Here is an 11,955-nt window from a genome sequence, read left to right as displayed (position 1 = left end):
GACACCGATATGCCGGAGGATTCCGGGATCGGGACCTCCTCGCGCCGCCGGGCCGCGTTCCATACCCTCGAGGTGAGCGAGGTCCGCCGCCTGACGGCCGCGGCCATCGAGGTCACCTTCGCCGTCCCGGAAGACCTGATCGGGGAGTACGACTACCTTCCGGGTCAGTACGTCGCCCTGCGCAAGGACCTGCCCGACGAGGAGGGCAACGTCTCCGAGGTCCGGCGCAGCTACTCCATCTGTGCCGAGCCGAAGCCGGGCGAGATCAAGGTGGCGATCAAACGCGATCTGGGTGGCCTCTTCTCCTCCTGGGCCAACGAATCGCTGCGTGCCGGCGACACGATGGAAGTGATGAGCCCCTCGGGTGCCTTCATCTCCAAGCACAAGATGACCGCGCTGAACGACCCGACATCGATCGACACGAACGTCAGCCATAACTTCGTCGCCGTCGCCGCCGGGTCGGGGATCACCCCGGTCATGGCCATCGCCCGGACCGTGCTGTCCGCCAACGAGCGCGTCCATTTCGACCTCATCTATGCCAACCGGGCCGCCATGGACGTCATGTTCCTGGAGGAACTGGCGGATCTGAAGGACCGCTACCCCTCCCGCTTCGCCCTGCACCACGTGCTCTCGCGTGAACAACGGATCTCCCCGCTGCTGTCCGGACGCCTGGACGCCGAGAAGCTCACCTCGCTGTTGGGCTCGGTCATCCGCACCAACCAGATCGACGAATGGTTCCTGTGTGGACCCTTCGAGCTGGTCCAGCTGGTCCGTGACCACCTGACCGAACAAGAGGTATCGCCGGAGAAGGTCCGGTACGAACTCTTCACCACCGGCCGGCCCAACCGTCCCGAAGGCCAGATCGGCCGGGCAGTGGAAGTCGATGACTCCGGTGAGAACTACGACATCGAATTCCGGTTGGACGGACTTCAGGGCCAGGTGAAATCCCCGCTCTCCGCCCGCGAGACGATCCTCAACGCCGCCCTGCGGGTCCGCCCGGATGTCCCCTTCGCCTGTGCCGGCGGGGTCTGCGGCACGTGCCGCGCCAAGCTGGTCACCGGAACCGTGGAGATGGAAGAGAACTATGCGCTGGAACCCGAGGAGATCGAAGCCGGCTACATCCTGACCTGCCAGTCCCACCCGACCTCGGACGCCGTGTCCGTGAACTACGACGCCTAGGAGGCACCGCATGATCGATCTGCAGATCTCCGACGGCATCGCCGAAGTCGTGCTCAACGCACCCGGGAAGATGAACTCCCTCAACGAGGACGCCCTACGCGAACTCTCCGAGGTCTACGGGCGTGCCGCCCGGGCCGCGGACTCCGGAGAGGTCAGGGCCCTGCTGCTGCGCGGTGAAGGACGCGGATTCTGCGCCGGACGCGATATCTCCGACGTCGACCCGGCGGAGGACGACGTCCAGGGCTACCTGGGCGGTCTGGTGCAGCCGTTGCTGCGCCGGATGTCCGAGTTCCCGGCCCCGACCTTCGCCTCGGTGCAGGGCGCCTGCCTCGGCGTCGGGCTGGGCCTGGCCATCGCCACCGACGTCGTCTACGTGGCGGAGAACGCCAAGATCGGTTCGCCCTTCGCCAATCTCGGGGCCACGCTGGATTCGGGCGGCCACTGGCTGTTCACCGAACGGCTCGGTGCCCACCGGACGCTGGACATGATCTACACGGCCGAGCTGATCTCGGGGGTGGAAGCGGTGCGCTCGGGGCTGTTCAGCCGGTCCATGCCCGCCGATGACCTGCTGGAGACCACGCGGGGAATCGTGGGCAAGGTCGCCCAGGGGGCCACCCGGGCCTTCGTGGCCTCCAAGGCGCTGGTGGCCGAGGTGCGCGACCAGCGGCTCGGGCTCTGGGAGTCCATGGCCCACGAGAACCGGGCCCAGGACGGACTCTGCGCCACCGCCGACTACGCCGAGGGTTTTAAGGCCTTCCAGGAGAAGCGCAAGCCCGACTTCAAGGGCTGAGCCGGTCCGGGCGGCATCCGCCCGGTCCGTGCCCGTTAGCGGGTGTCGACGTCCTCGAAGACCAGGAACGTCTGGGTGTCCAGCACCCCGGGCATCGACTGGATGTTATCGAACACCACGCGGCGCAGATCCACGTTGTCCTTCGCCCGGACCAGCAGGATCACGTCGAAGTTCCCGCCCACCAGTCCGATGTGGTGGACCTCCGGCAGGGCCGCGAGCCGTTCACGCAGCTCACGCCACGAGTGTTGGCGCAACTTCAAGGTGACATAGGCCGAGGAGCGCAGTCCCGCCCGCACCGGGTCCACGACGGCCATGTACCGGGTGATGACCCCTTCGTCCTGCAACCGGTTGATGCGCGAGTAGGCGTGGGCGCGTGAGACGTGGACGTTCTGGGCCACGGTGGTCACCGACTGCCGGCCATCACGGGTCAGCTCGGCAATGATGCGGTGATCGACGTCGTCGAGTTTCACGGGGATCGAGTCCATGGTCTCCTCCGGAACAGATGTCTACGAAAGACGATGTAACGTCACTCACAGTGACGTTCTGTCTTCAAGAATAGAGTATTTATTCCCTATTTTCTAGGCATTTGTCCTTAACTGGATACGATCCGCTCCCGCTTCGCATACTTGAGTCACGAAGTGCTTTCGACGCTGCCGTGCTGATGCGGCCCGTCGGGCGCCGGGATTCTACGAAGGAGTACATCATGAGCGCCGTGCCAGGTGAGTCGCAAGCCGCCGAAGCCGCCGACCTCGACAGCGTCTGCCGCCACTTCGGCATTTCCGTGGAGGACTACCTGCTGCCCTCGCGCGGCCAGATCCAGATCGTCGACGAGGGCGGTTCGTTGCGCCCCGCCGAGGACCAGGGGACCGAGCCGGGCCATGAATACCCGCTTCCCGACGACGAGACGCTGCTGAAGGCCTACGAGCAGCTGGTGATCGGCCGCCGGGCCAACGACCAGAACTCGGCACTGGTCCGCCAGGGCCGCATGGCCGTCTACCCCTCCAGCCATGGCCAGGAGGCCTGCCAGGTGGCAGCGGCCCTCTGCCTGGGCCAGAACGACTGGATGTTCCCCACCTACCGGGACTCCGTGGCCGTGATGGCCAAGGGAGTGGACCCGGTGGAGACGATGGTGCTCTTCCGCGGAGACTGGCACGGCGGCTACGACCCCCGCCAGTACAAGGTCGGCATCCAATCCACCCCGCTGACCACCCAGTTGCTGCACGGGGTCGGTGTCGCCCATGCCGCCAAGCTGCGTGGCGAGGACACCGTCGTGTTGGCGATGTGTGGCGATGGGGCGACCAGCGAAGGCGATTTCCACGAGGCCCTGAACTTCGCCGCGGTGTTCAACCTGCCGGTGATCTTCTTCGTGCAGAACAACCAGTACGCCATTTCCGTGCCGCTGTCCCAACAGTCGGTGGCCCCGTCGCTGGCCCATAAGGCCGTCGGCTACGGCATGGCCGGCGAACGCGTGGACGGCAACGACCTGGTCGCGCTCATGGCCGTGCTGGGACGCGCCGTGGAACTGGCCCGCACCGGCTCCGGCCCGCTCCTGGTGGAAGCCCATACCTACCGGATGCAGGCCCATACCAACGCCGATGACGCCACCCGGTACCGGGAGGACGAGGAAGTGACGGCCTGGCAGGCGAAGGACCCGTTGAACCGGATGACCACCTACCTGAAGAACAAGGGTCTGCTCGACGATGCGGTCACCGAACGCATTGCCGCCCACGCCGAAGACACGGCGCAGGCCCTGCGTGATGGACTGAACCAGGACCCGGAGATCGATCCGCTGGAACTGTTCGATCACGTCTACGCCACCCAGACCCCGCAGCTGGCCGAACAGCGCGCACTGCTCGCGGACGAACTCTCCCGGGAAGGGGACGCCAAGTGAGCCCGCACATCACCACTTCATCCGAGGCCAACGGCAACGTCAGCGCCGCCACGGCCCGAGCCACCGAACGCGCCGCAGAACGGGCCGAGGCCGCAGGCCCGCGGCCGGTCACCTTCGCCAAGGCCCTGAACACGGCCCTGGCCGACGCCATGGAAGCCGACGCCGGCGTCGTGCTCTTCGGCGAGGACATTGGCACCTTGGGTGGGGTCTTCCGCATCACCGACGGGCTGACGGCACGCTTCGGAGTCGAACGCTGCTTCGACACCCCGCTGGCCGAATCCGGCATCGCCGGCATGGCTATCGGCATGGCCATGAACGGGATGCGCCCGGTCATCGAGATGCAGTTCGACGCCTTCGCCTACCCGGCCTTCGAACAGATCGCCTCGCATCTGGCCAAGATGCGCAACCGCACCCGCGGTGCCGTGGACATGCCCGTGGTCGTGCGCATCCCCTACGCCGGGGGCATCGGCGGTGTCGAACACCACTGCGACTCCTCCGAGGCCTACTACGCGCATACCCCCGGGTTGAAGGTCATGACCCCCTCAACGGTGTCCGACGCCTACCGGATGATGCGCGAGGCCATTGCCTCGAACGACCCCGTGGTGTTCCTGGAGCCGAAGAAGCTCTACTTCTCCAAGGACACGGTGGACCTGGACGCCCTGCGCACCGAATACGAGGCCGCGGCCGCCGCCGGCGAACACCCCACCGAGGGCCATGCCGCCGTGGCCCGTGCCGGCACCGACGCGACGTTGATCGCCTACGGTCCGTCGGTTTCCACGGCACTGGCCGCCGCTGCGGCCGCGGCCGAGGAGGGGCGTTCGCTGGAGGTCATCGACGTCCGGAGCATCGTGCCCTTCGACGATGAGGCCGTCTGCGCTTCCGTACGCAAGACCGGCCGCGCCGTCGTCATCTCCGAAGCCCCGGGGTTCGCCTCCGTCGCCTCGGAGATCACGGCCCGGGTGCAGGAACGCTGCTTCCACTCCCTGGCCGCCCCGGTATTGCGGGTGACCGGATTCGACATCCCGTTCCCGGCACCGAAGCTGGAAGGCTTCTTCCTGCCTGGCGTGGACCGCATCCTGGACACCGTCGACTCGCTGCAGTGGGAGGACTAGACATGAGCATCAAGATATTCCTGCTGCCCGATCTGGGCGAAGGGCTGACCGAAGCGGATCTGGTGAACTGGCTCGTGGCCGAAGGCGACACGATCGTCGTGGACCAGCCGATCGCCGAAGTCGAGACCGCCAAATCCCTGGTCGAGGTGCCCAGCCCGTTCGCCGGCACCGTGCACCAGCTCCATGGTGCCGCTGGAGACACCATGGATGTGGGCAAGGCACTGCTCTCCGTGGACGACGGCGAGGGTGCCGACGGCGGTGACGCGGCACCGGAAGCCCCGGTCGCCACCGAGGCGGCCCCCGTGGAAACGGCCCAGTCCTACCGGGAGGAGGAGCGGGCCGGAACCGGCGAGGGCTCCGGCAACGTGCTGGTCGGCTACGGCACCCCCGGCGGGGCCGGTGCGACCCGGCGGACCCGCCGCCCGCGCTCCTCGACGCCCTCCGCGGCGAAGGCGCCATCCGCCACCGCGGCCCCGGCAGCGGCTCTGACGCAGGCCCGCACCGCGGCACCGACCGTGATCTCCCCGCTGGTGCGCAAACTGGCCCGGGACCACGGGATCGACATCGCCACGCTGACCGGTTCGGGCCGCAGCGGGCTGATCATGCGTGCCGACGTCCAAGGGGCCATCGACGCCTCGTCGGACGGGGCGCCGGCAGTGTCGGCAGCCTCCCCGGCTGCGGCTGCAGCTTCGGTCGATGGCATGGTCGGAGCCGACTCCCGTTCGGGGCTGGGCATTAGCTCACGGACACCGTTGAAGGGCGTCCGCAAGACCATTGCCCAAGCCATGAGCACCTCGCGCCGTGAAATCCCCGAGGCCACGGTATGGGTCGATGTCGATGCCACCGAACTGGTGCGGATGCGGGCGAAGCTCAAGGCGGCGGATCCGCAGAACACCCCCGGGCTGCTCGCGTTCATCGCCCGCTTCACCGTCGCCGGTCTGGAGCGGTACCCGGAACTGAACACCCGGATCCAGGACGCCTCCGATGGCGGACAGGAGATCATCGGCTTCGAGGGGATCAACCTGGGCATCGCCGCCCAGACGGATCGCGGCCTGATGGTGCCCAGCATCGCCCGGGCCCAGGACCTCAGCGCCCGACAGATCGACACCGAGGTCCGCCGTCTGGCGGGGGTCGCCCGCGAGGGCAAATGCACGCCCGCCGAGCTCACCCGTGGCACGTTCACGCTGAACAACTACGGCGTCTTCGGGGTGGACGGGTCCGCGGCGATCATCAACCACCCCGAGGTCGCGATCCTCGGCGTCGGGCGCATCATCGACCGCCCATGGGTCGTGGACGGGGAACTGGCCGTTCGCAAGGTCACGGAGCTGACCCTGACCTTCGACCACCGGGTCTGCGACGGCGGTACCGCAGGAGGGTTCCTGCGTTATATCGCCGACGCCATCGAGAATCCCGGCTCGGTGCTCGCGGACCTGTAGGCCGGGCCGGCCCGGCGGGACCATGCAGCCGGCGATGAAGGTCCCGAGGGAATCGGCGGAAGCCCTGGAGGCGGAAGGTTTCAGGCCGGTGCCAGCCGGGAGTTCCGCCACCAGTCCACGGTCGCCGCTGCGGCCGCCGGCAGGGCGGTGGGCTCGAGCCCGAGGGCTTCCTGGCTGGCGCGGGAATCCATGATGAACGGGCGATCGAATTGGTAGGCCATCTCCGCCATTTCCCCGAGGCCGGAGGCGGCGACGCCCAGCAGGCGCACCAGCCATCCAGGAAGTCCCGAAACCGGGGGTGGTTCCACCCCGCCCGCCCGGGCATACGCCGCCGCCAGGGCCCGTTGCGTCGTGGCGGTCGCGGTGGGGGCGTGGAGGATCCGGTTCCACAGCTCGGGCCGTTCGCTGGCCCGGATCATCGCCGCGGCAAGGTCCGGGACGAAGGTGAAGGAGTGGAGCTGTCCCGGGTGACCGAACGCGAAGAGCCGTTGGCCCGAGAACACGGCCTCCAGCATGCGCGCTCCGGCATGGGCGTTCTCCACCAGGGGGCCGAAGAAATCCGAAGCGACCACGCTGACCGTCGCGGTCGTCGAGGCCTCGCGCGCGGCCAACAGCCCGGTCCTGATCCCGCGTTTGCCTCCCGTCGCCTGGCGGGGGGAGTCTTCGGTCATGACGACCCCCGGCTCGGAGTAGGAATACAGGCCCTCGGGGAAGATGACCGGAATCCCCTGGGCGCCGGCGACCTCCAGGGCCACCTGATCCGCCTGCGGCAGGACCTTGTGCCAGGCGTCGGCCCGGTAGGCGGCGTGGACGCAGTGGAAGATCGCGGAGGCACCCGCGGCGGCCTCGGCCAGTTGGGAGGCATCAGTCGCGTCGACGCGGACCCTGCGGATCAACCGATGGGCCGGCCCGCCACCTGAACGGGTGGCCATCACCACGGTGTGGCCGGCATCGGCCAGTTGGAGGGCAACGGTGGATCCGACGGGGCCGGATCCGGTGACCAGGAAATGCTGGGACATGACACGCTCTTTCGTTGGACGGAAATGAGAGCAGTGCTCTCTAACGCAAAGCTACAGCCGGGAAACAGAGTGGTCAAGAGCAGTGCTCTCTTAAGTTGACAGTGCTCCCGGAGGTGTCGTTTGATGAGGGCATGACCAGGACGTTGACGCCGCGTGAACAAGCCAGGGAACGGACCATGGCCGAGATCATGCGCATCGCCCGGGACCAATTGGTCGCCGAGGGGCCCGCCGCGCTGTCGCTACGGGCCGTGGCCCGGCAGCTGGGCATCGTCTCCTCGGCCATCTACCGCTATGTTTCCAGCCGGGACGAACTGCTGACCCTGCTGATCGTCGAGGCGTATTCGGATCTCGGTGGGCAGGTCGAAAAGGCAGTGGCCGCGGCCCCGGCGCACCCGCTGGAACGATTCACGGCGCTGGCCCGGGCCGTTCGCAGCTGGGCACTGGACGATGCCGCCCGCTACGCCTTGCTGTTCGGAACCCCGGTCCCGGGGTACGCGGCCCCGGCAGCGCTGACGAACGACGCGGGGACCCGGGTGGTGGTCGCCCTCTTCACGATTCTTGACCAGGCGTGGGCCAACGGGATGATCACGACGGCGGTCAGTGGTTCCGCCGGGGACCAGGAGCCCGCCATCCCGGAGCGGTTGGGCCGGGACCTCGAGGCGATCAGGCAGGACTACGGAATCTCCATGCCCGCGGAACTCGTAGCCCGGGGATTCAGCTGTTGGTCGGGCCTATTCGGGGCAGTCACCTTCGAAGTATTTGGTCACTATGGGCCCGCGACCTTCGGTGACCCCGGGGAGATCTTCGAACGAACCATCCGGCTCCTGGCGACACAGGTGGGGTTGGGCCCCCGATGCCAGCCGGGAGGGAAGGCCTAACGGCGGTAGAAGTCGTCGGAGAAGGTCTCCACCGCCTCGTCGTCCTCGGCGGGCGTGGCTGCGGCGTGGGGGACCTCGGGTCCCTCGTCCCCGGCGGCACCGTGTGGCACGGCCGGGGTTGCCCGTTCGTCGAGCCGCAGATGGTTCTCCAGCATGCGCACCACCACCGAGGCGGCAATGAACGCGACGCCCAGCGGGATGACCGCGGTGCTGAAGATCGTGCTCAGCGCCCTCAAGGCGTTGGCGGTGACCATATCTTCCGGGTCCACCGTGTCGAAGAGGTACTGCATGAGGTTCATCGAAAACAGCTGCAGCGCCACACCGATGATGAAGATCACGACCCCGTAGATCATGAGCTTGATCGAAATGCGTTTCATCGCTGCTTCCCCCGGTCCTTTGGGTGGTTCCGACGGTTCCTCGCCGGCGCCTTGGTCCCCTCGAGCCTACCTACCAGGACCGGCCCCCACGGCCCCCGGGGGGGCCGGGGGAATAGAGTCGGAGCATCGACAGCGACTTCGGAGAACCGCGGCCCACCCACGGTTGCCGGGACAAGGACGGATCATGAGTGCCAAGGCGACGGCCGCTCCCTGGCAGCGGGCAGGGGAACGCACCCACGTCCTGCGCCTGGAGGGGTTCGCCGTCAATGCCGGGCTGGTGATCGGTGATCGGCGGGCAGCTGTCATCGATTCGGGGGCCGGGCCGGCCGAAGCGGCCGAACTACATGCCGCAGTCCGCACGCTGACCGACCTGCCGCTGGTGCTGATCAATACCCACGCCCACGGGGACCACTTCTTCGGCAATGCCTACTTCCGTGCCCAAGGGGTCGCCGATATCTGGGCCCACGACCGGGCCGCCACGACGATCGCCCTGCGCGGCGCCGAACAGCGCGACCTGGTGTTGGAGGTGGATCCGGACATGGCGGCACCTCGGGGTCCACACACCCGGATCCTCCCCCCGAACCGGACCGTGGGGGCCGACGGGGTGGACCTGGATCTCGGCGGGTGGTCCATCAGGCTCTTCCACCTGGGCCCCGCCCACACCGACGGGGATCTACTCATCGCTTCCGGCCGGGTGCTCTTTGCCGGGGACCTCGTCGAAGAGGGGGCCGCCCCCCAATTCGAGGACTCCTTCCCCGGCGCCTGGGACGAGGCGCTCGGACGGATCCTGGCCCTGGGCCCGAGGCACCCGGTGGTGGTGCCGGGGCACGGGAAGATCGTGGACCTGGGGTTCGTCCGGGCCCAACGTGAGGAGCTTCAAACAGCCATAGAGCGGTGCCGTGCCGTGCTCGAGCACCCCTCCACCGACCCCGCCGGGGTCGTCCCGTCCCTGCCCTACGACCCGGTCCAGTCCCGGCACCTGTTCCTGCGGGTGAGGGACACCGCCGGGACGGAACAGGAGTAGGGACATCACCTCGACTTCGCAGCCCGGCGGTGGACCCCCGCTGCGCACGCTGATCTTCCGCATCTACGCCCCGTCACTGCTTTATGCCGTGGGCCGGGGCAGCATCCTGCCCGTCATCGCCTTGAGCGCCCGTGGGCACGGCTCCACGGTCGCCGAAGCAGCATTGGTCATCACGCTCATGGGGGTCGGCTCCCTGATCACCAACATCCCGGCGTCCCTGCTGATCGCCCGCCTCGGCGAGCGCACCGCCATGATCGGTGCCGCGCTGTGGGCCAGCGTCGGCATGGCCGTCTGCCTGGGGGCGGGCCACCTGGCCCCCTATGCTGCCGGGGTGCTGATGATCGGCATGGCCGGTTCCGTCTTCAACCTCTCCCGGCAGAGCTACCTGACCGAAGCGGTGCCGGTCACCTACCGGGCCAGGGCCATGTCGGGGCTGGGCGGAACCCTGCGCGTGGGCCTGTTCGTCGGGCCCTTCGTCGGGGCAGCCACCATGCACTTCCTTGGTCTGCAGGGGGCCTACTGGGCCGGGCTGGTGGCCATGGTGGCCGCAGCCGGGGTCTGCATCGGCATCCCCGAACTCCAGGCCCCTGCCGGGTCGGGACGCCCGGAAAGGGGCGAAACCGGTGCCGCCCCGGTGCCGCGGACCGCGACGGTGACGTTGCGGGCGATCCTGGCCGCGCACTGGCGCACCTATGCCACGATCGGCAGTGCCATCGTGGTGATCTCCGCCGTGCGGGCCACCCGCCAGGCGGTCATCCCGCTCTGGGCCGAACACCTGGGCATGGACGCCTCCGCCACCTCGCTGGTCTACGGGCTCTCCGGGGCCGTGGACATGCTGGTGTTCTACCCGGCAGGAGTGGTGATGGACCGGCGTGGACGGACGTGGATCGCGGTACCGTGCATGGTGGTCATGGGTGTTTCCCTGGCCTTGATGCCCTTCACCACCGGGCCGGGGACCCTGCTGCTGGTGGCCATGTTGTTGGGCCTGGGCAACGGGATCGGCTCGGGTTTGGTGATGACCTTGGGCGCCGATCATTCCCCCTCGGTGGGCCGGCCGCAGTTCCTGGGCTTCTGGCGACTGATCTCGGATGTGGGGGTGATGTCCGGGCCCGTCCTCCTTTCGGCGGTGACGGCGATGGCCAGCCTGGGGACCGGGGTCTTCGCCATCGCGGCCCTCTCCTTCGCCGGGGGAGGTCTCTTCGCCTGGTTCATCCCGCGCAAGGCACCACCGGGAAGCCTGGATGCCCGCAGGATGCGGGCCTCGTGAGGAGTCCGGCCCGGGTCAGGACAGGGGGGCCCGGCTCCGGGTCTGATGGGAAAAGACCCCACACAACAAGCCGAACAGGCAGCCCGCGGCACCGATGATGAGCAATGCCCCGGCGACGAGGAACCAGCCACGGGCCGTGGTCCCCGCCGTCGGGCCCACATGCGTGACGAACAGATACACCGCCGCGGCGCCGATGAACCCCAGGATCCCCGGGAACCACAGGAGCGTGGGCCAGATCCCGGAGGAGGACCAGGAGGAATCCGGGCCCTTCCATCGGTTCCACTCCGGCTGCCGACGCAGGATGATCAGGCCGGCCAGCAACCCCCAGAAACCGACGACCAGATAGGCGGCGACCACGTCGGAGGGCCGATGCCAGCCCAGCGCAAACGTGGAGATCCCGGTCACCGCCGCATAGAGCCCGCCACAGGTCGCGATCAGGGGACGCCACCGGGGGGAGGTCACCAGGAAGACCGCGATCAGCGCGGAGGTGGCGACCGTGGTGTGCCCGGAAGGGAAGGAATTGCCGGTGGCCTCCGAGATGCCCAGGTTCGGGCGGACCAGCAGGAAGTGCTTGAGTATCTGGGTGCTGCCGATGGCGGCGCCGAAGGACAAGGCTGCCACGATGGGGGCATACAGGTCCCGCCGCAGGATTGCCGCAGCCAGCAGCGCCACCAGCGCCACGATGCCGGAGATCAACGGCAGCTGGTTCAAGAACGAGAGGGCCGCGGCCCGGGCCGTGTCGCTGTCAAGGAAGGCCGTCGCCCCGCGCAGGGCGTCTTCATCGGCCTGCTGTCCCGTGGCCGTGAGGACGAAGGCCCAATAGGCCACGCCGAACAGTCCGGCGACCAACAGCATCGCCAGGATCCACAACCCCGGATTGCGGGCTGCACGGTGGGGCGGTCCCCCCGGAACGGGTATTTCCCTGGTCTCGTTCATGTCGCTCCTAGCATCCCACGGGCCGGGCCGGTTCGAGCGGACCGCC

12 protein-coding genes are annotated in these 11,955 nt (G+C 68.2%); 8 read left to right on the top strand and 4 right to left on the bottom strand.

The window, feature by feature from the left end:
• The first annotated feature begins 9 nt into the window (after window positions 1-9).
• Complete coding sequence (gene paaE / locus ACT3S6_RS01150) at window positions 10-1,179, top strand: 1,2-phenylacetyl-CoA epoxidase subunit PaaE (protein ID WP_443382578.1); 1,170 nt, start codon at window positions 10-12, stop codon at window positions 1,177-1,179.
• 10 nt (window positions 1,180-1,189) lie between these two features.
• The gene (locus ACT3S6_RS01145) at window positions 1,190-1,969 is read left to right on the top strand and encodes an enoyl-CoA hydratase/isomerase family protein (protein ID WP_443382480.1); all 780 of its coding nucleotides are present in this window, start codon (window positions 1,190-1,192) and stop codon (window positions 1,967-1,969) included.
• Between the two features lie 35 nt (window positions 1,970-2,004).
• Here ACT3S6_RS01145 and ACT3S6_RS01140 read toward each other — a convergent pair whose 3' ends face one another.
• Window positions 2,005-2,454, bottom strand: a complete 450-nt coding sequence (locus tag ACT3S6_RS01140; RefSeq protein WP_087000797.1) for an Lrp/AsnC family transcriptional regulator — start codon at window positions 2,452-2,454, stop codon at window positions 2,005-2,007.
• A gap of 218 nt (window positions 2,455-2,672) precedes the next feature.
• Between ACT3S6_RS01140 and pdhA the strand changes: the two genes are divergently transcribed.
• The 3 genes from pdhA to ACT3S6_RS01125 are packed head-to-tail and all read left to right on the top strand — an operon-like array spanning window position 2,673 to window position 6,408.
• Complete coding sequence (gene pdhA / locus ACT3S6_RS01135) at window positions 2,673-3,860, top strand: pyruvate dehydrogenase (acetyl-transferring) E1 component subunit alpha (protein ID WP_443382482.1); 1,188 nt, start codon at window positions 2,673-2,675, stop codon at window positions 3,858-3,860.
• Window positions 3,857-4,972, top strand: a complete 1,116-nt coding sequence (locus ACT3S6_RS01130) for an alpha-ketoacid dehydrogenase subunit beta (protein WP_443382484.1) — start codon at window positions 3,857-3,859, stop codon at window positions 4,970-4,972. The genes pdhA and ACT3S6_RS01130 overlap by 4 nt, the downstream gene beginning before the upstream one ends.
• A 2-nt stretch (window positions 4,973-4,974) precedes the next feature.
• Window positions 4,975-6,408, top strand: coding sequence for a dihydrolipoamide acetyltransferase family protein (locus tag ACT3S6_RS01125; protein WP_443382487.1), 1,434 nt, complete (start codon window positions 4,975-4,977; stop codon window positions 6,406-6,408).
• 80 nt (window positions 6,409-6,488) lie between these two features.
• On the opposite strand, the gene ACT3S6_RS01120 is transcribed toward ACT3S6_RS01125, so the two are convergent.
• Entirely contained in the window at window positions 6,489-7,427 is a 939-nt protein-coding gene (locus ACT3S6_RS01120) for an NAD-dependent epimerase/dehydratase family protein (protein WP_443382489.1), read from the bottom strand.
• Between the two features lie 131 nt (window positions 7,428-7,558).
• Here ACT3S6_RS01120 and ACT3S6_RS01115 point away from each other — a divergent pair, with 131 nt between their 5' ends.
• On the top strand, window positions 7,559-8,305 hold the full coding sequence (locus ACT3S6_RS01115; RefSeq protein ID WP_443382491.1) for a TetR/AcrR family transcriptional regulator: 747 nt from the start codon (window positions 7,559-7,561) through the stop codon (window positions 8,303-8,305).
• On the opposite strand, the gene ACT3S6_RS01110 is transcribed toward ACT3S6_RS01115, so the two are convergent.
• Complete coding sequence (locus ACT3S6_RS01110; RefSeq protein ID WP_443382494.1) at window positions 8,302-8,682, bottom strand: hypothetical protein; 381 nt, start codon at window positions 8,680-8,682, stop codon at window positions 8,302-8,304. The genes ACT3S6_RS01115 and ACT3S6_RS01110 overlap by 4 nt on opposite strands.
• A gap of 184 nt (window positions 8,683-8,866) precedes the next feature.
• On the opposite strand from ACT3S6_RS01110, the gene ACT3S6_RS01105 reads away from it, so the two are divergent.
• Entirely contained in the window at window positions 8,867-9,706 is an 840-nt protein-coding gene (locus ACT3S6_RS01105) for an MBL fold metallo-hydrolase (protein WP_443382496.1), read from the top strand.
• A 4-nt stretch (window positions 9,707-9,710) separates the two neighbouring features.
• A complete protein-coding gene (locus ACT3S6_RS01100) occupies window positions 9,711-10,973 on the top strand; it encodes an MFS transporter (protein ID WP_444553423.1) in 1,263 nt (420 codons plus the stop codon).
• Between the two features lie 15 nt (window positions 10,974-10,988).
• Here ACT3S6_RS01100 and ACT3S6_RS01095 read toward each other — a convergent pair whose 3' ends face one another.
• Window positions 10,989-11,909: a phosphatase PAP2 family protein gene (locus ACT3S6_RS01095; RefSeq protein WP_443382498.1), complete on the bottom strand. Its 921-nt coding sequence runs from the start codon at window positions 11,907-11,909 to the stop codon at window positions 10,989-10,991.
• Window positions 11,910-11,955 lie beyond the last annotated feature (46 nt).

Source organism: Arthrobacter sp. AOP36-C1-22 (assembly GCF_052377515.1).
Classification (GTDB): domain Bacteria; phylum Actinomycetota; class Actinomycetes; order Actinomycetales; family Micrococcaceae; genus Arthrobacter_H.
Note: the sequence above shows the minus strand (reverse complement) of the source record. Positions and strands in the feature narration are given on the sequence as shown.